The sequence below is a fragment of the Escherichia sp. 20412-1 genome (assembly GCF_003027595.1).
Taxonomy (GTDB): Bacteria; Pseudomonadota; Gammaproteobacteria; order Enterobacterales; family Enterobacteriaceae; genus Escherichia; species Escherichia marmotae.
The window spans coordinates 25464-47110 of record NZ_PYQM01000028.1 but is presented as its reverse complement, the minus strand read 5'-3'; the positions used below and the strand labels follow the sequence as shown (position 1 = coordinate 47110).

Genomic DNA, 21647 nt, shown 5'->3' with positions numbered 1-21647 from the left:
TCGTAACGGGATACCAGATCAAGGGCCTGTCCAATGTGCATAAAAAAATCCGGAAACGAGTGAGCGTTTCCGGATTCTTACACAGCCACTGGATCGGTCAACTGATCCTTAACTGATCGGCATTACACCTTCGGGTGGCGTTGTTTTTGCGAGACGACACGCATTCTGTTTTGTAACTTTCCCGCCTGTTTCTTTTCCTTCCGAGTCGCTTTCTATATCTGTTAACGCATAAAAAACGCTGCTGGTGTTCATTAATGCGCAGGGGTAAAACATCTTGCAATTTAAATGGTGAGAATGAGCAGGAGCGGCTTATTTCCAGCAAGCGGCTCTGAACAGGCAAGATGCGTTCTCAAAAGCAAATGTTATACGTCAATTTAAACAGAGACATCCTGTTTATGCATCAAGTCCAGTTATCCTCACCAGATGGACTGTGAGCCATAGCAGTTCGTTACCTCTGAGGGTGATACCGAGTTGAACCTTGATATAATCGCGGATCAGTAGCGTACACTGCCAGGCTTCTGGATACTCTTTAATCACTTGCACTAGCAGGAAACTGTCCCGCGAGCTATCCAGTTCTCCCTCCTGTAAACGCTGAAGGAAAAACTGCATATGGATAAGAAAACGTGAGTAATTAATCGATTCAGTGTCGATCTCCTGCTTAAAGTGGTACTGCACGAGATTAAAAATATCCTTCAACATTTTCACTGACTGCATGGTTTGCGCTACGTCGTCGCCTTCGCTCTGACCATTCACAAGATGAAAAGCGATATTCCCGGCTTCCTCTTCCGGTAGTTCAATACCGTACTGCTGGCGAATAATGGTTACAGCCTCGCTGGCGATGTGGAACTGTTGTGGATAAAACCGCCTGACCTCCGGTAGTAGGCGGTTTTGAATGGTGATCCCTTTGCGGCTGCGCTCGATGGCAAAAGCCAGGTGATCGGCAAGGGTAAAGAAAATCTGCTCACGAACTTTGCTCGAAAGCTGCATGTTGGCACGGGAAATAATCATCGCAGCCATTTCGATGACTTCATCCGGTATAGCGGAAAGTGCCTCAATATAGCCGCTGCGTTCGTCAAGCGTCTGGGTTACAAATAGCTTCTCTATCTGCTCCGGGGCGATCTCGTCCCCGGGTCTGCTGTTGAAGCCAATACCTTTCCCCATGACGATAACTTCCCTGTTATCGTCATCAAGGGAGAGCACCAGGCTATTATTGAGCACCTTCTGAACAATCATCTCTGAGACTCGTTGTGGTTACCGTTTTGCGCGATGACATCCTTATACCACCAGAAACTGCGTTTGCGGATCCTTTGCAAACTCTTCAGATCATCCTCGCCGCGATCGACATAAATAAAACCGTAGCGCTTAGCGTATCCCTGGTGAGTGCTTACCACATCAATTGCTGCCCATGGGCAGTAGCCCATCAGCTCGACGCCGTCAGCAATTGCCAGACGCATTTGCTCAATGTGCGCTTCAAGGAAAGCGATACGGTAATCGTCATTCACCGTCCCATCATGCTCCAGCTTATCCGGTGCGCCCATACCGTTTTCGCTGATCAGAATCGGCAGGCCGTAGCGCTCGCACACTTTACGCAGCGTCAGGCGCAATCCCACCGGATCAACGACCCAGCCGTAAGGCGTTTTGCCGACCCACGGATTTTCCGCTGGCCGATAAACGCCCTCTTCGCCCAGCATAATTTGTTGATCGCCCGCGCGGGGGGCAACATCGGCACCATCGCCCCGGCTGGCAGCAATCGTCGCGGTTGAGTAGTAGTTAATGGCGATAAAATCCGGCCGCCCCTGCTGCAAAATCAGCGCATCTTCTGGCTGCATTTCCGGCGCGAGGCCGCGATCCTGCAAATACGCCCACGCCAGGGCGTTGTAGCGACCATGTACCGCTACATCTAAAAAACTCCAGCAGCGCAGCGTTTCCCAGTTATGCGCGGCAATAGCGTCTTCCGGTTTGCAACTTTCGGCGTACATCGAAGTGGTGTTTATCGCCGGGCCGATGCGCAGCCCGGGGAATTCGCGGTGGCACAGGGCGAAGATCTGCGCCTGAGCCAGCATCATATGATGATTCTGCTGGTACAGCGCCTTCTTATCCGGCAGTTCACGATTGGCGGGTACGCCAATCGCGCCGGGATGCAGGATCATGGTGTTCTGTTCGTTAATCGTCAGCCATAGCGGGACTTTATCGGCAAACTCGCTGAACAGCAGACGGGCGTAACGAACAAACGCCTCCCCGGTTTTGCGGTTCAGCCAGCCGCCTTTCAACTCCAGAGCCCAGGGCAAGTCGAAATGATACAACGTGACGATGGGGGTTATTCCGTGGCGTGTCAGGGCGTCGATCAGGCGGTGATAAAAGGCTAACCCGTCCGGATTCACCGGGCCATCACCGTCAGGTATCACCCGCGACCAGGCCACCGAAAAGCGGTAGGCCTTCAGCCCCATCTGCGCCATCAGCGCTACGTCTTCCTCCACGCGATGATAGTGATCGCTGGCAATGCGGAAGTCAGCCGTTCCCGGCGGATGGCTGAGCATGTCGACTACCGACGGTCCTTTACCGTCTTCATTCCACGCGCCCTCAACCTGATAGGCCGAAGTGGACGCGCCCCACAGAAAACCGTCCGGGAACTGCGTTTTCTTTTGATAAATCATACCTGCACCTCCTTAGCGGATTGCACCATCAGTTGTTCGCCGTAATCGACCTGCGCGGCGGTGGTAAGGCGCAGGGAGTGCTGCTCGTCGCCATTGACCACAATCACCGGGGTAATCAGGTCATACCCGGCCTGTTCGATGGCGGGGATATCAAAGCGGATTAGCTCCTGTCCGACCTCCACCTTGTCGCCTACTTTCAGCGATGAGCTAAAGTGCTGGCCGTTAAGATTAACGGTATCGATACCGATATGGATCAGCAGCTCAAGTCCGCTTTCACTTTGTAAACCAACGGCGTGGCAGGAAGGTAGAAACATCATTACAGTACCGTTAAACGGCGCACGCAGAACCCCTTCCTGTGGTTGGATCGCCACGCCTTCTCCCAGCAGGCCACCGGAAAAGACATCATCATTCACTTCGTTCAGCGCCATCACCTGACCGCGCAGCGGGCTGAGTACTTCAATCTCACCCTCAATTTTCGGGCTAACGACAGGCTGCGGAGCCTCGCTGACCTCTTCTTGCTCTTCAGGCGTATCTTTAAAGGCGATAAACCAGGTCAGGGCAAAGGTTACTACGATAGAAATCGCACAGGTCACTAGCGCATGAACGATATTCATCGGGTTTTCACCGATAAACGCCGGCAGCGCCGCAAGTCCTGGGGAGACAAACGCATAGCGCACCAGACCGCTCACACCAGCATAAATCCCGGCGCAGCCGCCACCGATCATCGCGGCAATCAGTACCCGGCGGAACTTGAGTAATACCCCGTACAGTGCCGGTTCGGTGATCCCCAGCAGCGCGGTAAAGCCCGATGATGAGGCCAACTGGCGCAGGTTGTTATTTTTGGTTTTCAGCGCCACGCACAGCGTCGCCGCGCCCATTGCCACGTTTGACGCCAGCATTCCCGGCCCGTTGATCATCTCAAAACCGTTTTTACTCAACTGACCGGTAGCGATTGGCGTCATCGCCCAGGCGGTGCCGGTAATAATCAGGAAGGGTTGCAGAGCGCCCATCAGCATCGGAATTAACCAACTGGCGTGGCGATCAATAGCGCCCGCGCCAGCCGCCACCAGATCGTTAAGCAAAATACCCGCAGGGCCGACGAGCACCAGCGCCAGTGGCGCGGTGATCAACAGGATCAGCATCGGCTTAACAAAGAACTTAATGATCGACGGCGAAACCTTCTCCGCGAAGCGCTCCACCCACGACATCAGCCAGACCGTCAGAATAATTGGCAGCACTGACCCGGCGTAATCGGAAAGCAGGACGTTGATACCGACAAAATCAACCGCTTTCCCCGCTGCCAGCATCTGGCCGATGCCCGGATGCAGCAGTACGCCCGCGAGGGTCATCGCCAGAATCGGGTTACATTCAAATTTCAGCGATGCCCCGTAGGCCAGCAGCACTGGCAGGAAGAAGAAGGCCGCGTCGGCAATAATGTTGAGTAGCTGATAGGTTGAACTGGTTTCGCTAATCACGCCCGTTAGTTTGAGGATAGCCAGCAGTGCCTTGATCATCCCGGCGCCGGTAATGGCCGGGATCACTGGGGTGAAGGTGGTCGAAATCACGCTGATAATGCGTGCGATGATACCGGTGGGTTTGGCGTTTTTGCCACCGCTTGAGGGGCCTTTCTTCTCCGGCAGCGCCTTATTGAGCAGGCGATAAACCTGCTGCACCTCATTGCCGATAACAATCTGGAACTGACCGCCTTTCTCCACCACGCTTATCACGCCGGGGATAGCGCCAATCTGCGTATCGTTAACCTTTGCGCGATCGTTAAACTCCATGCGCAAGCGGGTCGCGCAGTGGGTGAGCATTCGGATATTCTCCGCACCACCCACCGAGTGGAGGATTTTGTCTGCTGTTTCGTTATAGTTCATAGTGTTCCCTGGGTTGAGGCAAAAAAAAAGACCAAAATAGAAATGCTCCCCTTGGCGGGAGAGCATTTCTATTTTGGTCTTGCCTGCTTTCGCAGTAGCACGCCATCATAGAAATGGGTTATTTCGACAGATTATCTAAGTGATGTTGTTGTCTTTCAATCGGTATAGAGAAAAAACGTGATCTGCATTGAATGAAATTATGACGGTTTCAGGTGAACCTCTATGTTTTACCCAAACACGTGTCTACCATTCATGTGATAAGAAGGGCTTTGTGCCTTACCAACACCGGGTTCGGTTGTTTTTTGCAAGACAAAACAGGTGTCAATATAAAATAAAAACCCTTACTAACCGAAGCCCGGTGTTCAGGGTTATTACGATATACTCGTCATGCTGCAAGTTGCATGTACTGTGTCTGCGTTCGCTCACCTCAGTCACTTACTTATGTAGGTGCCCGGGAATTCACTCGCTTGTCGCCTTCCTGCAACTTGAATTATTTAGAGTATACAAGAAATTATTTATTCTTTGCGCGCTCGAAGGAAGCAACGATTTCAGCTTTAGCGGCTTCAGCGTTTTCCCAACCTTCAACTTTCACCCACTTGCCTTTTTCGAGGTCTTTGTAGTGCTCGAAGAAGTGAGCGATCTGCGCTTTCAGCAGTTCCGGCAGATCGTTAACGTCTTTGATGTGATCGTATTCTTTGCTCAGCTTGCTGTGCGGAACCGCAATCAGTTTTGCATCTTCACCGGCTTCGTCGGTCATTTTCAGAACGCCAACCGGACGGCAACGGATCACAGAACCCGGCTGCAGCGGGTACGGAGTCGGGACCAGTACGTCAACCGGATCACCATCCAGAGACAGAGTGTGGTTGATGTAACCGTAGTTGCATGGATAGAACATTGCGGTGGACATGAAGCGGTCAACGAACAGTGCGCCGCTTTCTTTGTCGATTTCGTATTTGATCGGATCTGCGTTAGCCGGGATCTCAATAACAACGTAGATGTCTTCCGGCAGATCTTTACCCGCAGGGACGTTGAGTAAGCTCATGTCTGTTTCCTTTAAAATATGTGGCAAACAAGTGCCGAGTATTATAGCCAACTCGCGCCGAATGTCTTCGCTTGTTTTCGTCCTCTTTTTCCTTTTTCGCCAGCTTTAAGACGGTTTACAGAGCAGGAAAATCCATAACCGTAGCCGCATTTTTCATAGCGAGATGAAAGCGATTACAAACTTGTGATTAACGATGTATTTACTTTTTTGAAGTGTGAAGTAACGCAATCTGTTACATGACCGATTGTCTATAGTTTTTTCGCGAACATCTTTTAAACAATAATAATCACCCCGACGAGGACAACCCTATGTGGAAACGCTTACTTGTAGTCTCTGCGGTCTCAGCAGCCATGTCGTCTATGGCATTGGCCGCTCCCTTAACCGTAGGATTTTCGCAGGTCGGATCGGAGTCCGGCTGGCGTGCCGCAGAAACCAACGTGGCGAAAAGTGAGGCAGAAAAGCGCGGTATCACGCTAAAAATTGCCGATGGTCAGCAAAAGCAGGAAAACCAGATTAAAGCGGTACGTTCCTTCGTCGCACAAGGTGTGGATGCGATCTTTATCGCTCCGGTGGTGGCGACGGGCTGGGAACCAGTATTAAAAGAGGCGAAAGATGCCGAAATTCCGGTCTTTTTGCTCGACCGTTCCATCGATGTGAAAGACAAATCTCTCTATATGACGACCGTTACTGCTGACAACATTCTGGAAGGCAAGTTGATTGGTGACTGGCTGGTGAAAGAGGTCAACGGTAAACCGTGTAACGTGGTTGAGTTACAAGGCACCGTTGGGGCGAGCGTTGCCATCGACCGTAAGAAAGGTTTTGCCGAAGCTATTAAGAATGCGCCAAATATCAAAATTATCCGCTCGCAATCCGGTGATTTCACCCGTAGTAAAGGCAAAGAAGTTATGGAGAGCTTTATCAAAGCGGAAAACAACGGCAAAAATATCTGCATGGTTTACGCCCATAACGACGACATGGTAATAGGCGCGATTCAGGCGATTAAAGAAGCGGGTCTGAAGCCGGGCAAAGATATTCTGACAGGCTCTATCGACGGCGTGCCGGATATCTACAAAGCGATGATTGATGGTGAAGCGAATGCCAGTGTTGAACTGACGCCAAACATGGCAGGCCCAGCTTTCGACGCGCTGGAGAAATACAAGAAAGACGGCACCATGCCTGAAAAGCTGACGCTGACTAAGTCCACCCTTTATCTGCCTGATACCGCAAAAGAAGAGTTAGAGAAGAAGAAAAATATGGGGTATTGAGGCCTACCAGGAGCCCGCTTTACACTGGGAGAGCTATGACTACCGACCAACACCAGGAAATCCTCCGTACCGAAGGATTAAGCAAATTCTTCCCCGGCGTCAAAGCGTTAGATAACGTTGACTTCAGCTTGCGTCGTGGTGAAATTATGGCACTGCTTGGTGAAAACGGGGCAGGAAAATCGACGCTGATTAAAGCATTAACCGGCGTTTACCATGCCGATCGCGGCACAATCTGGCTGGAAGGCCAGGCCATCTCACCGAAAAACACAGCCCATGCACAACAGCTTGGCATCGGCACCGTCTACCAGGAAGTCAACCTGTTACCCAATATGTCGGTTGCCGACAATCTCTTTATCGGCCGTGAGCCCAAACGTTTCGGCTTGCTACGGCGCAAAGAGATGGAAAAGCGCGCAACCGGGTTAATGGCATCCTACGGTTTCTCCCTCGACGTGCGCGAACCGCTTAACCGTTTTTCGGTGGCAATGCAGCAAATCGTCGCCATTTGCCGGGCCATCGATCTCTCCGCCAAAGTGCTGATCCTTGATGAACCCACCGCCAGCCTCGACACCCAGGAAGTGGAACTACTGTTTGGCCTGATGCGCCAGCTTCGAGATCGCGGCGTCAGCCTGATCTTCGTCACTCACTTTCTCGATCAGGTATACCAGGTCAGTGATCGGATCACCGTCTTACGCAACGGCAGCTTTGTTGGCTGTCGGGAAACCCGCGAGCTTCCGCAGATCGAACTGGTGAAAATGATGCTGGGGCGTGAACTCGACACTCATGCGCTACAGCGTGCCGGGCGAACATTGTTGAGCGACAAACCTGTTGCCGAGTTTAACAATTACGGCAAGAAAGGGACGATCGCGCCGTTTGATCTGGAAATTCGTCCCGGCGAGATCGTCGGGTTGGCAGGTTTGCTGGGATCAGGACGTACAGAAACTGCGGAAGTGATCTTCGGTATCAAACCCGCCGACAGCGGCACAGCGTTGATCAAAGGTAAACCGCAAACCCTGCGATCGCCGCATCATGCATCGGTACTGGGTATTGGTTTCTGTCCGGAAGACCGGAAAACCGATGGCATTATTGCTGCCGCTTCGGTACGGGAAAATATCATCCTTGCCTTACAAGCCCAGCGCGGCTGGCTGCGACCGATTTCACGCAAAGAACAGCAGGAAATAGCAGAACGATTTATCCGCCAGCTCGGTATTCGCACCCCTTCTACGGAACAGCCGATAGAGTTCCTCTCTGGCGGTAATCAACAAAAAGTGTTGCTTTCACGCTGGCTGCTGACTCGTCCGCAATTTCTAATTCTCGACGAGCCAACGCGCGGTATTGACGTTGGTGCCCACGCCGAGATCATCCGCCTGATTGAAACGCTGTGCGCCGATGGTCTGGCACTGCTGGTGATCTCCTCGGAACTGGAAGAACTGGTGGGCTATGCCGATCGGGTGATCATCATGCGTGATCGTAAACAAGTGGCAGAGATCCCGCTGGCAGAGCTTTCCGTTCCGGCGATCATGAACGCCATTGCGGCGTAAGGAGAACAGTGTGATGCCTCAATCTCTCCCTGACACCGCGTCGTCGAAAAGGCGTTTTCGCTGGCCGACGGGAATGCCGCAACTGGCAGCGCTGTTGCTGGTGCTGCTGGTCGATAGCCTGGTCGCCCCGCATTTCTGGCAGGTGGTGCTTCAGGATGGGCGTCTGTTCGGGAGTCCCATCGATATCCTTAACCGCGCGGCTCCCGTTGCGCTGCTGGCGATCGGCATGACGCTGGTGATCGCCACTGGCGGCATCGATCTTTCCGTAGGCGCGGTGATGGCTATTGCCGGAGCCACAACGGCCGCGATGACGGTAGCGGGGTATAGCGTGCCGATTGTGCTACTCAGTGCGTTAGGCACCGGCATTCTGGCTGGATTGTGGAATGGCATTCTGGTGGCGATCCTCAAAATTCAACCGTTTGTCGCCACTCTGATCCTGATGGTTGCCGGGCGCGGCGTGGCGCAACTGATCACCTCCGGACAGATCGTTACTTTCAACTCGCCGGATCTCTCCTGGTTCGGCAGCGGATCGCTGTTGTTCCTGCCAACGCCGGTCATTATTGCAGTGCTGACACTTCTTCTGTTTTGGTTGCTGGCTCGCAAAACGGCGCTGGGGATGTTTATTGAAGCTGTTGGCATCAACATTCGGGCAGCGAAAAATGCCGGAGTGAACACGCGGATCATCGTCATGCTCACCTATGTGTTGAGCGGGCTGTGTGCGGCGATTGCGGGCATTATCGTGGCGGCGGATATTCGCGGTGCCGACGCCAATAATGCTGGATTATGGCTGGAACTGGACGCCATTCTTGCGGTGGTGATCGGCGGTGGATCACTGATGGGCGGGCGCTTTAACCTGCTGCTCTCGGTGGTGGGGGCGCTGATTATTCAGGGAATGAATACCGGGATTTTGCTCTCGGGCTTTCCGCCGGAGATGAATCAGGTGGTGAAAGCTGTGGTGGTGCTTTGCGTGCTGATTGTTCAGTCGCAACGCTTTATCAGTCTGATTAAAGGAGTGCGTAGCCGTGATAAAACGTAACTTGCCACTGATGATCACCATCGGCGTCTTTGTGTTGGGCTATCTCTACTGTCTGACGCAGTTTCCCGGTTTTGCCTCCACGCGGGTGATCTGCAATATCCTGACTGATAACGCTTTTCTGGGGATCATCGCTGTCGGCATGACCTTTGTGATCCTCTCCGGTGGGATCGATCTTTCTGTCGGTTCGGTGATCGCTTTTACCGGCGTGTTTCTGGCAAAGGTGATTGGTGACTTCGGCTTTTCGCCACTATTGGCCTTCCCGCTGGTACTGGTGATGGGCTGTGCCTTCGGCGCATTTATGGGGCTTCTGATCGACGCGCTGAAGATCCCGGCATTCATCATTACCCTGGCAGGAATGTTCTTTTTGCGCGGCGTCAGCTATCTCGTTTCGGAAGAGTCGATCCCGATTAACCATCCCATTTATGAAACGCTCTCAAGCCTGGCGTGGAAAATCCCCGGCGGTGGTCGCTTAAGCGCGATGGGGCTGCTGATGCTTGCGGTGGTGGTTATTGGTATTTTCCTCGCACATCGTACCCGTTTTGGTAATCAGGTATATGCCATTGGTGGCAACGCGACTTCGGCAAACCTGATGGGAATTTCTACTCGCAGCACCACTATTCGCATTTATATGCTCTCCACCGGACTGGCGACACTGGCCGGGATTGTCTTCTCTATTTACACCCAGGCCGGATACGCGCTGGCAGGCGTAGGTGTGGAACTGGACGCTATCGCCTCCGTGGTGATTGGCGGTACACTTTTAAGCGGCGGTGTTGGGACAGTATTAGGAACGCTTTTTGGCGTAGCGATTCAGGGACTCATTCAGACTTACATAAACTTTGACGGCACGATGAGTTCATGGTGGACGAAAATCGCCATCGGCATTTTGCTGTTTATTTTCATTGCATTACAGCGTGGGTTAACGGTGCTGTGGGAGAACCGTCAGAGTTCGCCAGTAATAAGAGTGAGTCCGGAAAATACAATAAAAGAGTAAATTTACTGATATACAAGGATATTTTTATGTGGGCAAAGGAAGGCGAGGATTTAAGTACAACATGCAAAAGTTGTGGAGTAGCTGTTTTACCACCTGACGATTATTGCAAAGGTTGTGCTGATAAAAAGCTTACGGGGATTGGAGGTTGGCTGTATTTACCTGCTATTTCTTTAGTGCTGGTGATTATTTCGAGCATTTATTCTTTTGTACGAACATGGGGGCTTGCTCAGGGCAGTCAGGAAGAACCGCTCAGAACTCTGCTTTATCTGGAAGTGGTCGGATGTGCCACGATATTTCTGTTGGTGAGTTATACTACTTTTTTGTTTTTTAATAAGAAACGCCAACTTCCTCACTACTATATTGCCCTTCTTCTGGCGCTCTTCGCATTGAATGTTGCTGATATCTGGGGAGCAGTACAATTTCTTCATGCCACAATTGATCTTTCAGACGCATGGGGTGTGCTGAAAAATATCATTCATTTGGCTATCTGGGTTCCCTATTTCCGTGTCTCTAAACGCGTCAAATTAACTTTTGTTAATTAAAACGCAAAAACGCCGGACTGCTCCGGCGTTTTTAGACCATTACGCGTCAGGGAACTCACGAATAAAGCGTTCGACATCTTCAACCATATGGTCATTGCCGACGAAGAACGAACGGCGCTGATGCAGGGTTTCCGGGATGATATCCAGAATACGCTCTTTGCCATCGCTCGCTTTACCGCCTGCTTGTTCCGCCAGGAATGCCATTGGGTTGCATTCATACAGCAAACGCAGTTTACCGTCCGGGTGACTTGCGGTGCTTGGATAGAGATAAATGCCGCCTTTCAGCAGGTTACGGTGGAAATCCGCGACCAGTGAACCGATATAACGTGAGGTGTACGGGCGGTTGGTGGACTTATCTTCTTCCTGGCAGAATTTAATGTACTTCTTCACGCCGTTAGGAAACTTAATGTAGTTTCCTTCGTTGATGGAGTAGGTTGAGCCTTTCTCCGGGAAACGCATTTTTTCCTGACACAGACAGAAAACACCGAGTGACGGATCATAAGTAAAGGCGTGGACGCCGCAGCCAGTGGTGTAAACCAGCATGGTAGAGGAGCCGTATACCACGTAACCTGCGGCAACCTGTTTATTACCAGGCTGGAGGAAATCCTCTTCCGTTACCGGCGTACCAACAGGCGTGACGCGGCGGTAGATGGAGAATATAGTACCGACAGAGACGTTAACATCGATGTTGGACGAGCCATCCAGGGGGTCCATCAGCACAACGTATTTTGCGTGTTCACACCCATCAAAGACGACAATCCCATCCTCTTCTTCAGATGCAATGCCCGCAACGATATCGCGCGCTTTCAATGCGGCTTTCAGTTTTTCATTAGCGAACAGGTCGAGTTTTTGTTGCACCTCGCCCTGCACATTCTCAGCACCGCTGGCACCCAGGATATCAACCAGTCCGGCTTTGTTGATATCTCTATGGATAATCTTGGCGCCCAGTTTTATTGCCGACAGCAAAGCAGTGAGCTCACCGGTAGCATGAGAAAACTCGTGCTGCTTTTCGACAATAAATTCACCTAACGTTTTCATAAAACTTTCCCTGCAATGTTTATGGAGTAAAGCGACCGCAACAATCTTAACAAATAATCTGAATGTTGCGCTCAGGTGAATCGCGCCAGCAAATTACGGATTATCCTGAAATGCGTTTCTCACTTGCCCGACATATGCGTAAAATGAGCGGTAGATTAAAAAAGGATAATGACGTATGCGCATTCATATTTTAGGAATTTGTGGCACGTTTATGGGTGGTCTGGCGATTCTGGCGCGCCAGTTGGGCCATGAAGTAACGGGTTCGGACGCCAATGTGTATCCGCCGATGAGCACCTTACTTGAGAAGCAAGGCATTGAACTGATTCAGGGTTTCGATGCCAGCCAGCTCGATCCGCAGCCGGATTTGGTGATTATTGGCAATGCCATGACCCGTGGAAATCCGTGTGTGGAAGCGGTACTGGAAAAAAACATTCCGTATATGTCAGGTCCACAGTGGCTGCACGATTTTGTGCTGCGTGACCGCTGGGTTCTGGCCGTTGCTGGTACACACGGCAAAACTACTACCGCGGGAATGGCGACCTGGATTCTGGAACAGTGCGGCTATAAACCGGGTTTTGTGATCGGCGGTGTACCTGGAAACTTTGAGGTTTCGGCGCGTCTGGGCGAAAGCGACTTCTTTGTTATCGAAGCGGATGAGTATGACTGCGCCTTCTTTGACAAACGTTCTAAGTTTGTTCATTACTGCCCGCGCACGCTGATCCTCAATAATCTTGAGTTTGATCACGCCGATATTTTCGATGACCTGAAAGCGATCCAGAAACAGTTCCACCATCTGGTACGTATTGTTCCGGGGCAGGGCCGTATTATCTGGCCGGAAAACGACATCAACCTGAAACAGACCATGGCGATGGGCTGCTGGAGCGAGCAGGAGCTGGTGGGCGAGCAGGGACACTGGCAGGCGAAAAAGCTGACCACCGACGCTTCCGAATGGGAAGTTTTGCTGGATGGTGAAAAAGTGGGTGAAGTGAAATGGTCGCTGGTGGGGGAACATAACATGCACAACGGTCTGATGGCGATTGCTGCGGCCCGTCATGTTGGTGTTGCTCCGGCAGATGCTGCTAATGCGCTGGGGTCATTTATCAACGCTCGTCGTCGTCTGGAACTGCGTGGTGAAGCAAATGGCGTGACGGTATATGACGATTTTGCCCATCACCCGACGGCAATTCTGGCAACGCTGGCGGCGCTGCGCGGTAAAGTTGGTGGTACGGCGCGTATTATTGCCGTGCTGGAACCACGCTCGAACACCATGAAGATGGGCGTCTGCAAAGATGATTTAGCACCGTCGTTAGGTCGTGCCGATGAAGTCTTCCTGTTGCAACCGGCGCATATTCCGTGGCAGGTAGCCGAAGTGGCGGAAGCCTGTATTCAGCCTGCACACTGGAGTGGTGATGTCGATGCGTTGGCAGATATGGTGGTGAAAACCGCCCAGCCTGGCGACCATATTCTGGTGATGAGCAACGGCGGTTTTGGTGGTATTCATCAGAAACTGCTGGATGGTCTGGCGAAGAAGGCGGAAGCCGCGCAGTAACCCTGAGACGTTTTATAAGGCCTACAGGGGCAACGTGCTTTTGTAGGCCGGATAGGGCGTTCACGCCGCATCCGGCATTTGAGCATAGCGCCTGATGCGACGCTTGACGCGTCTTATCAGGCCTACAGATCTGGCGGTGTACTGCATCCGGCAAACCATACTCACATCAGCAACAAAACTTACCCTTCGTTCTCCGCTAACTCACGCAGATACTGGAAAATCTGTCGTGCGGATTTCGGCGGCTTGTTCCCTTCTTTCTCTTTCTTCGCGTTGCGGATCAGAGCACGTAATTGCTGACGATCGGCATCTGGCCACAAGTTCAATACCTCAGCGATGGCATCATCACCGTGGTCGATCAAACGATCGCGCAGGTTTTCCAGTTTATGGAACAGCACAACCTGCTGGTTGTGGCGGTTTTTCAGCTTATCCAGCGCCTGACGGATCGGTTCTACATCGCGCTGGCGCAGCATCTTACCGATAAGCTGCAACTGGCGGCGGCGGCCTTCCATCTTAATACGCTGGGCTAACTCGATAGCTGCGCGCAGATCCGCATCTAGCGGGATCTTATCCAGCGCGTTTTTCCCCAGATCTACAATTTCCGCACCCAGGCGTTTTAACTCCTCGGCATCGCGTTTAATTTCACTTTTACTGACCCAGATAATTTCATCGTCTTCGTCTTCGATATCATCACCGGGAACGTCGTCGAGCCAGTCTTCGGGCTGCTTAGTCATGTCAGGCTCCTTAAAAAAAGAGGCTAATGTTACCAGTTAAGATGCGCACTGAAAAACGGTTCTCTGTTAGACTTCAGAGAAACTCTCTACATTATGGCACTTGCAATGAAAGTAATCTCTCAAGTTGAAGCGCAGCGCAAGATTCTGGAAGAAGCAGTTTCGACTGCGCTGGAGTTGGCCTCAGGCAAATCGGACGGTGCAGAAGTTGCCGTCAGCAAGACCACCGGCATTAGCGTAAGCACGCGTTATGGTGAAGTGGAGAATGTCGAATTCAATAGCGATGGCGCGCTGGGGATCACCGTTTATCACCAGAACCGCAAAGGTAGTGCATCATCCACCGATTTAAGCCCGCAGGCCATTGCCCGCACCGTACAGGCGGCGCTGGATATTGCCCGTTATACCTCGCCAGATCCCTACGCAGGCGTGGCAGATAAAGAGTTGCTGGCCTTTGACGCGCCTGATCTCGACTTGTTCCACCCTGCGGAAGTCTCTCCGGATGAAGCCATTGAACTGGCGGCCCGTGCTGAACAGGCTGCGTTAAAGGCGGACAAACGCATCACCAATACCGAAGGCGGCAGTTTTAACAGCCACTACGGGGTAAAAGTATTTGGTAACAGCCACGGCATGTTGCAGGGCTACTGTTCAACGCGCCATTCACTCTCCAGTTGCGTGATTGCCGAAGAGAACGGCGATATGGAGCGTGATTATGCCTACACCATTGGTCGCGCGATGAGCGATCTACAAACGCCGGAATGGGTCGGGGCAGACTGCGCCCGCCGTACTTTATCGCGCCTGTCACCGCGTAAACTCTCCACTATGAAAGCGCCGGTAATTTTTGCCAATGAAGTTGCCACGGGGCTGTTTGGTCATCTGGTCGGCGCGATTGCCGGTGGTGCGGTCTACCGCAAATCGACTTTTCTGCTCGACTCGCTCGGTAAACAAATTTTGCCTGACTGGCTGACCATTGAAGAACACCCGCATCTGCTAAAAGGGTTGGCATCCACGCCATTCGACAGTGAAGGTGTGCGCACCGAGCGTCGCGATATCATCAAAGATGGCATCCTGACTCAGTGGCTGCTGACTTCCTACTCTGCGCGCAAGCTGGGGCTGAAAAGTACCGGTCATGCGGGCGGTATCCACAACTGGCGTATTGCCGGGCAAGGTCTGAGCTTCGAGCAGATGCTCAAAGAGATGGGCACCGGGCTGGTGGTGACAGAATTGATGGGCCAGGGTGTGAGCGCAATTACCGGTGATTATTCCCGTGGTGCCGCGGGTTTCTGGGTAGAAAACGGCGAAATTCAGTATCCGGTTAGCGAAATCACCATCGCAGGTAATTTAAAAGATATGTGGCGCAATATTGTCACCGTCGGTAACGATATTGAAACACGCAGCAATATACAGTGTGGTTCTGTACTGTTGCCGGAGATGAAAATCGCCGGGCAGTAAAAAACTGGCGCGACCTGCCGCGCCGAATCTTAATAAGAAAAATGGAAGGAAGTGAGCAATGCGTAAAAGCCTGTTAGCTATTCTTGCAGTCTCCTCGTTGGTATTCAGTTCGGCGTCGTTTGCCGCTGATCTGGAAGGCAATATGGAAACCCTCAACGACAATTTAAAAGTGGTCGAAAAAGCGGATAACGCGGCGCAAGTCAAAGATGCGTTAACCAAAATGCGCGCCGCGGCGCTGGATGCGCAAAAAGCAACGCCGCCGAAGCTGGAAGGTAAATCGCCAGACAGTCCGGAAATGAAAGATTTCCGTCACGGTTTCGACATTCTGGTCGGCCAGATTGACGACGCGCTGAAGTTGGCGAACGAAGGTAAAGTCAAAGAAGCACAGGCCGCCGCAGAGCAACTGAAAACCACCCGCAACACCTATCACAAGAAGTATCGTTAATGCTGGATTGGGCGGTGAAACATCACCGCCCAACGCTCTTCTCCTTTCATAAATCCCACGCAGAATTTACTGTCAACACGACCATTGTCTTGTGCGTAGCCCCATTTTTGCGAGGCGTTTTCCATAAATGAATGTAATGCATATGTAATGCTATAATGCATTACACTTTTCGTAATTACCGGAGGCATAATGGCCACACTTAACGTCCGCCTGGATGACAAACTGAAAAATGAGGCTTATGCGGTGCTGGAAAAATTAAATATCACGCCTACTGAAGCAGTGCGACTGTTGTTTCAGTACGTTGCGGAAAATGGGCGAATGCCGGTAAAAACGCTCACTGTCAGTGATAGCGAAGAAGCCTTGTTACGCACTGTCAGGGAACGACTGGCCAACCCACAAGAGGCCATTAAGGTTCGACTGGATGAACTATGAGCTGGCCTTTGATCCGCGAGCGCTGAAAGAGTGGCAAAAGCTGGGCGTGGCAGTCCGGGAACAATTTTAAAAAAGCTTGAGAATGTGCTGAAAAGGCCGAGCAATCCATCGGCTAAACTGCGGGATTTGCCGGACTGCTACAAAATTAAGCTTCGAACACTGGGATATCGTCTGGTCTATCAGGTCAATGATAAAGCGTTGCTCGTGTTGGTGATAGCTATTGGTAAGAGAGAGAACTCAGCCGTTTATGATGAGGCGGATAAACGGCTGGATGAGCGATTACCGCAAATGATGCACCACCTGGTTGCTGCTACCGCGCCAGATCAGGGACGGATCTTTTAAATCCTGCACAAATTTGCCGTCGACCAGCACGTTAATCAAGTCAACAACCTGCATTTGCGCAGCATTGAGTTCGTCGAGTTTATAGCCTGTCCATACCCAGATATCTTTACCAGGGCACTCGGCGCGGATGCGTTGTACCAGTTTTAAAATATCCGGCACGTTTTGTGGGTGCAGCGGGTCGCCGCCGGAGAGGGAAATACCCTGGCGTTTGATGCGGGTGTCGTTCAGATCGTTGATGATCTGGTCTTCCATTTCTTTGGTAAACGGTTGACCGGAATTTACCCGCCAGGTGCTTTTGTTATAGCAGCCAGGACATTCATGGACGCACCCGGAGACAAACAGGGTGCAGCGAGTGCCGGGGCCGTTAACGATGTCGACAGGATAGTATTGATGGTAATTCATTTTTGCCTGGCTTATCAGTCCGCGTGTAGGCCGGATAAGACGCTTTCGCGTCGCATCCGGCATTTGCTTACCGCAGAGTGAAGATCAACCGATTTGCCCATTGCCCAAATGTTTAACGCGGCGCTTAACTTCTTCCTGCTTACCGGCGTTAAACGGACGCGCATCAGGACTGCCTAAATACCCGCACACGCGGCGAGTCACCGACACACGGGAGGTGTCATGGTTACCACATTTCGGGCAGGTGAAGCCTTTGCTGGTGCACTCAAACTCACCGGTAAAGCCACATTCGTAGCATTCATCGATCGGCGTGTTGGTGCCGTAATACGGCACATGCTGATAGCTGTAATCCCAGACATCTTCCAGCGCCTTCAGGTTGTGCTGAATATTTGGATACTCGCCGTAGCAAATGAAGCCACCGTTCGCCAGCGGCGGATAAGGCGCTTCAAAGTCGATCTTGTCGTACGGGTTAACCTTCTTCTCAACATCGAGGTGGAAACTGTTGGTGTAGTAACCTTTATCGGTCACGCCCGGCACCACGCCAAACTCCGCAGTATCAAGACGACAGAAGCGATCGCACAGGTTTTCACTCGGCGTACTGTAGAGGCTGAAACCGTAGCCGGTTTCTTCTTTCCACTGATCCACCGCCTGACGCAGACGTTCAACAATGGCAATACCTTTCGCACGCAGTTGCTCGTTGTCGTAAACATGTTCGCCGCCGAACAGCGCATTAATCGTTTCGTGGATCCCGATATAACCCAGCGAAATCGATGCACGACCGTTTTTGAAGATTTCAGAAACGTCGTCATCAGCATTCAGACGTACTCCACAGGCACCTTCCATATAGAGGATTGGGGCCACGCGCGCTTTCACGCCTTCCAGACGGGCGATACGGGTCATCAGCGCCTTACGCGCCAGCACCAGGCGTTCATCCAGCAGCTTCCAGAAGGTGGCTTCATCACCTTTTGCTTCCAGCGCAATACGCGGCAGGTTAAGGCTGATTACGCCGAGGTTGTTACGTCCATCGTGGATCTGCTCGCCGTTTTCGTTTTCCCACACGCCGAGGAAGCTGCGGCAACCCATTGGCGTTTTAAACGACCCGGTAACTTTAACCACCTGATCGTAGTTCAGAATGTCTGGATACATGCGCTTGCTTGCACACTCCAGTGCCAGTTGTTTGATGTCGTAGTTCGGATCGCCTTTTTTATGGTTCAGGCCATCGCGGATCGCAAACACCAGTTTCGGGAACACGGCAGTTTTACGGTTTTTACCGAGGCCCGCGATACGGTTACGCAGGATAGATTCCTGAATCAGACGCGACTCCCAGCTAGTACCCAGACCAAAGCCAAAGGTGACAAACGGCGTCTGACCGTTGGCTGTGTGCAGGGTATTCACTTCATATTCCAGCGACTGGAACGCGTCGTAGCACTCTTTGATGGTACGAGAGTTGGCGTAGCCTTCAGCGTCTGGAATGCTCCACTCTTCCGCTGTTTTACGGTGCTTGTTGTAGCTGGCAGTGACGAACGGTGCCAGAACTTCGTCGATACGGTTAATGGTGGTGCCGCCATAAATATGGCTGGCAACCTGGGCGATAATCTGTGCAGTTACTGCGGTTGCCGTAGAGATCGACTTCGGCGGTTCAATCTCGGCGTTCCCCATCTTAAAGCCCTGGGTCAACATACCTTTCAGGTCGATCAACATGCAGTTGAACATCGGGAAGAACGGCGAGTAATCGAGATCGTGGTAGTGAATATCGCCACGCTCATGCGCCTGAACCACGTCACGCGGCAGCAAATGCTGGCGTGCATAGTGTTTAGCAACAATCCCGGCCAGCAGGTCGCGCTGGGTCGGAATCACCTTGCTGTCTTTGTTGGCGTTTTCATTGAGCAACGAAGAGTTGGTCTGCTCGACCAGGCCACGGATCTCCTGGTTCAGGCGACCGCGTTTTTCACGTTCAATGTCGCGATCATGACGGTACTCGATGTAAGCACGAGCCAGTTGTTTGTACGGGCCAGACATGAGCTGGTTTTCAACTGCAGTCTGGATTTCGTTGATATCGACCTGGGTGCGGCCTTGCATTTGCTCGCTGACGACAGCGGCAACAGTGGCACAATAATCTGCATCATCGACTTCCGCTGCTTTAGCTGCACGCAGAATAGCTTCTTTGATGCGCTCTGATTTAAACGGCACTTTGCAGCCGTCTCGTTTCATCACATGCGGTGTCATGATCGCTCCATATTTTTAAGAACAGGTTATACACAGAAAATTGGGAAGTGCGCCCCGGTTTATTTGGCTCTTTTTACGGGGAGTTACAGCAGTCCCAATCTGCCTTATCCACAATTATGTCGGCTTAGTTGGTGTGTATCTTGATGCAAGTATAGTCGACGGATACAACATATTGGGTTGCGATGCATTTTAAAGTCTATATATAGTGCTTTGCATTAAGGATGTTTGAGCTTTTTTTGATTTAGCTCAAAGTAAAAAGCAGAGTGTACGGATGACGGGCGCTACAGCGATGTGTAAATTTTTAATAATTTTCTGTTTAAAAAACCAACAAAAACAATGTGCTGCCATGTAAGGCCCCGAAAATGCTCGCTTTGCCGGGGCCAGGAGAAGAATTATCTCTGCAACCACCAGGCAGCCTCAAAAGGCCGTAATGTCATGGCTCCCGGTTGAGAGGAGGCTTCTTCATAGTTGTGCATTAACAGTTGCCAGTCGCCGCGGATTTGCCCTGGCTGCCAGGGTTGTATGTCGCGGCTAAGGTTGGCAATCACCAATAAGGTTTGCCCCTGCCATTCGCGGCGATAGCACCACAATGCAGGGCTGTTTGGCAGCAGATCCTGGTAATCGCCCCATGTCAGAATGGGTTCTTGTTTACGCAGCGCGATTAATTTCTGATAGGTGTAAAACACCGAAGATTCATCGGCCAGCGCGGCTTCCACGTTGATTTCCCGATAGTTATCACACACGGCAATCCACGGTTCGGCGGTAGTAAACCCGGCGTTATCGCCGTTGTTCCATTGCATTGGCGTGCGGCTGTTATCGCGGGACTTGCTGGCGAGGATCGCCAATAACTCTTCGGCGTCACACCCGCAGTTGCGCAGTTCGGCAAACATGTTGAGGCTTTCCACGTCGCGGTAATCGGTAATGCGTGTGAAATGCGGATTGGTCATGCCAATCTCTTCCCCCTGGTAAATATAAGGCGTTCCCTGCATACCATGCAGCACCATCGCCAGCATTTTTGCCGCAGGCTCTCGGTAGTCACCTTCATCGCCAAAGCGAGAAACAATGCGCGGCTGATCGTGGTTACACCAGAACAAAGCATTCCACGCGACGTTATGCATTCCCTGTTGCCAGTGGCGGAACAATGTTTTTAACGCTACAAAGTCAGGTTTAGCTAGCGTCCATTTTTCACCGCCGGGATAATCGACCTTCAGGTGATGAAAATTAAAGGTCATCGACAATTCACTGCCTGTCAGCGCCGCGTATCGCTGGCAATGTTCAAGGCTGGTGGAGGACATTTCACCTACGGTCATCAACCCGCGTGGTGTAAAGACATCACGGTTCATCTCGTGCAAAAACTCATGGACTCGTGGCCCGTCGGTGTAGAAGCGACGCCCGTCGCCATCCAGATCGTCAGGGAAGCGCGGGTCTTTGGAGATCAGATTCACCACATCCAGACGCAGCCCGTCTACCCCGCGATCGGCCCAGAACTCACAGACTTTTTTCAGTTCTGTGCGTACTGCTGGGTTTTCCCAGTTGAGATCGGCCTGTTCAGGTGCAAACAGATGCAAATAATACTGTTCGCTTTCTGCGTGCCAGCGCCAGGCATTGCCGCCGAATTTAGAACGCCAGTTATTTGGTGGTATTCCTGGTTTGCCGTCACGCCAGATATAAAACTGACGATAAGGGCTTTCTTTGTTCAGCGCCTCGCGAAACCAGGCGTGTTGGGTAGAAGTATGGTTAAACACCATATCAAGAATAATGCGAATACCGCGCGATTTCGCCTGCGCCACCAGTTCGTCAAAATCATCCAGCGTGCCATACGTGGGATCAATCGCCGTATAGTTCGCCACGTCGTAACCGTTATCGACCTGGGGAGAGACATAAAAGGGGGTCAACCAGATAGCATCGACCCCCAGTTTTTGTAGATAGTCGAGGCGCAGGGTGACTCCGCGCAGATCGCCGGTGCCGCTGCCGGTGGTGTCCTGAAAACTCTTTGGATAAATCTGGTAGATAACGCCGTTTTGCCACCAGTGGGGAAGATTAGTCATTAGGTTATTCCTGCAAATGCGAGGGGGCGCAAGTGCGCCCCGAAGA

Annotated in this window: 19 protein-coding genes and 1 pseudogene; 10 read left to right on the top strand and 10 right to left on the bottom strand. The window is 51.8% G+C overall.

Going from position 1 to position 21647, the window contains the following annotated elements; translation table 11 throughout:
* Positions 1–393: 393 nt before the first annotated feature.
* The 4 genes from licT to ppa all read right to left on the bottom strand — a co-directional run bounded on the left by licT (position 394) and on the right by ppa (position 5573).
* Complete coding sequence (licT, locus tag C7B16_RS17275) at positions 394–1233, bottom strand: BglG family transcription antiterminator LicT (RefSeq protein WP_061090806.1); 840 nt, start codon at positions 1231–1233, stop codon at positions 394–396.
* Positions 1230–2654: a glycoside hydrolase family 1 protein gene (locus tag C7B16_RS17270; RefSeq protein WP_000640262.1), complete on the bottom strand. Its 1425-nt coding sequence runs from the start codon at positions 2652–2654 to the stop codon at positions 1230–1232. The genes licT and C7B16_RS17270 overlap by 4 nt, the downstream gene beginning before the upstream one ends.
* The gene (locus C7B16_RS17265) at positions 2651–4531 is read right to left on the bottom strand and encodes a beta-glucoside-specific PTS transporter subunit IIABC (protein ID WP_001108705.1); all 1881 of its coding nucleotides are present in this window, start codon (positions 4529–4531) and stop codon (positions 2651–2653) included. The genes C7B16_RS17270 and C7B16_RS17265 overlap by 4 nt, the downstream gene beginning before the upstream one ends.
* A 511-nt stretch (positions 4532–5042) precedes the next feature.
* Positions 5043–5573 carry an inorganic diphosphatase gene (gene ppa, locus C7B16_RS17260; protein ID WP_000055070.1) on the bottom strand — a complete coding sequence of 177 codons (531 nt, stop codon included), beginning with the start codon at positions 5571–5573 and terminating at the stop codon, positions 5043–5045.
* 308 nt (positions 5574–5881) lie between these two features.
* Here ppa and ytfQ point away from each other — a divergent pair, with 308 nt between their 5' ends.
* From ytfQ to C7B16_RS17230, 5 genes are read left to right on the top strand one after another with little or no spacing between them, the layout of a single operon-like run.
* Positions 5882–6838 (top strand): galactofuranose ABC transporter substrate-binding protein YtfQ, encoded by a 957-nt coding sequence (gene ytfQ / locus C7B16_RS17250; RefSeq protein WP_000265933.1) that lies wholly within the window; start codon positions 5882–5884, stop codon positions 6836–6838.
* A gap of 35 nt (positions 6839–6873) precedes the next feature.
* Positions 6874–8376, top strand: a complete 1503-nt coding sequence (gene ytfR / locus C7B16_RS17245; protein ID WP_000205820.1) for a galactofuranose ABC transporter, ATP-binding protein YtfR — start codon at positions 6874–6876, stop codon at positions 8374–8376.
* A 13-nt stretch (positions 8377–8389) separates the two neighbouring features.
* Positions 8390–9412: a galactofuranose ABC transporter, ATP-binding protein YtfT gene (gene ytfT, locus C7B16_RS17240; RefSeq protein WP_001468307.1), complete on the top strand. Its 1023-nt coding sequence runs from the start codon at positions 8390–8392 to the stop codon at positions 9410–9412.
* Positions 9399–10403, top strand: a complete 1005-nt coding sequence (yjfF, locus tag C7B16_RS17235; protein ID WP_000596001.1) for a galactofuranose ABC transporter, permease protein YjfF — start codon at positions 9399–9401, stop codon at positions 10401–10403. The genes ytfT and yjfF overlap by 14 nt, the downstream gene beginning before the upstream one ends.
* Before the next feature lie 26 nt (positions 10404–10429).
* Complete coding sequence (locus C7B16_RS17230; protein WP_000263316.1) at positions 10430–10945, top strand: DUF2569 domain-containing protein; 516 nt, start codon at positions 10430–10432, stop codon at positions 10943–10945.
* Between the two features lie 39 nt (positions 10946–10984).
* Here the strand turns inward: C7B16_RS17230 and fbp are convergent, their stop codons facing one another.
* The gene (fbp, locus tag C7B16_RS17225; protein ID WP_000853758.1) at positions 10985–11983 is read right to left on the bottom strand and encodes a class 1 fructose-bisphosphatase; all 999 of its coding nucleotides are present in this window, start codon (positions 11981–11983) and stop codon (positions 10985–10987) included.
* Positions 11984–12158: 175 nt separating this feature from the next.
* Here fbp and mpl point away from each other — a divergent pair, with 175 nt between their 5' ends.
* Positions 12159–13532, top strand: coding sequence for a UDP-N-acetylmuramate:L-alanyl-gamma-D-glutamyl-meso-diaminopimelate ligase (mpl, locus tag C7B16_RS17220; RefSeq protein WP_001219774.1), 1374 nt, complete (start codon positions 12159–12161; stop codon positions 13530–13532).
* Between the two features lie 179 nt (positions 13533–13711).
* Here mpl and yjgA read toward each other — a convergent pair whose 3' ends face one another.
* A complete protein-coding gene (gene yjgA, locus C7B16_RS17215; protein WP_000166266.1) occupies positions 13712–14263 on the bottom strand; it encodes a ribosome biogenesis factor YjgA in 552 nt (183 codons plus the stop codon).
* A 93-nt stretch (positions 14264–14356) separates the two neighbouring features.
* Here yjgA and pmbA point away from each other — a divergent pair, with 93 nt between their 5' ends.
* Both pmbA and cybC read left to right on the top strand, forming a co-directional pair.
* Positions 14357–15709: a metalloprotease PmbA gene (gene pmbA / locus C7B16_RS17210; RefSeq protein ID WP_001162190.1), complete on the top strand. Its 1353-nt coding sequence runs from the start codon at positions 14357–14359 to the stop codon at positions 15707–15709.
* A gap of 58 nt (positions 15710–15767) precedes the next feature.
* A complete protein-coding gene (gene cybC, locus C7B16_RS17205; protein WP_001232257.1) occupies positions 15768–16154 on the top strand; it encodes a cytochrome b562 in 387 nt (128 codons plus the stop codon).
* Here cybC and C7B16_RS17200 read toward each other — a convergent pair.
* Complete coding sequence (locus tag C7B16_RS17200) at positions 16151–16315, bottom strand: hypothetical protein (protein WP_228943734.1); 165 nt, start codon at positions 16313–16315, stop codon at positions 16151–16153. The genes cybC and C7B16_RS17200 overlap by 4 nt on opposite strands.
* 28 nt (positions 16316–16343) lie before the next feature.
* Between C7B16_RS17200 and C7B16_RS17195 the strand changes: the two genes are divergently transcribed.
* Together C7B16_RS17195 and C7B16_RS17190 are read left to right on the top strand one after the other, a co-directional pair.
* Positions 16344–16586 carry a type II toxin-antitoxin system RelB/DinJ family antitoxin gene (locus tag C7B16_RS17195; RefSeq protein ID WP_000212715.1) on the top strand — a complete coding sequence of 81 codons (243 nt, stop codon included), beginning with the start codon at positions 16344–16346 and terminating at the stop codon, positions 16584–16586.
* Positions 16576–16859, top strand: a pseudogene (locus tag C7B16_RS17190) (type II toxin-antitoxin system RelE family toxin); the annotation flags it as partial. The gene C7B16_RS17195 and the pseudogene C7B16_RS17190, both read left to right, overlap by 11 nt.
* Before the next feature lie 6 nt (positions 16860–16865).
* Here C7B16_RS17190 and nrdG read toward each other — a convergent pair.
* The 3 genes from nrdG to treC form a co-directional block, all read right to left on the bottom strand.
* On the bottom strand, positions 16866–17330 hold the full coding sequence (gene nrdG / locus C7B16_RS17185) for an anaerobic ribonucleoside-triphosphate reductase-activating protein (protein ID WP_001106237.1): 465 nt from the start codon (positions 17328–17330) through the stop codon (positions 16866–16868).
* 84 nt (positions 17331–17414) lie between these two features.
* Positions 17415–19553: an anaerobic ribonucleoside-triphosphate reductase gene (nrdD, locus tag C7B16_RS17180; RefSeq protein ID WP_000187807.1), complete on the bottom strand. Its 2139-nt coding sequence runs from the start codon at positions 19551–19553 to the stop codon at positions 17415–17417.
* Positions 19554–19945: 392 nt separating this feature from the next.
* Complete coding sequence (gene treC, locus C7B16_RS17175; RefSeq protein ID WP_001468311.1) at positions 19946–21601, bottom strand: alpha,alpha-phosphotrehalase; 1656 nt, start codon at positions 21599–21601, stop codon at positions 19946–19948.
* Positions 21602–21647 lie beyond the last annotated feature (46 nt).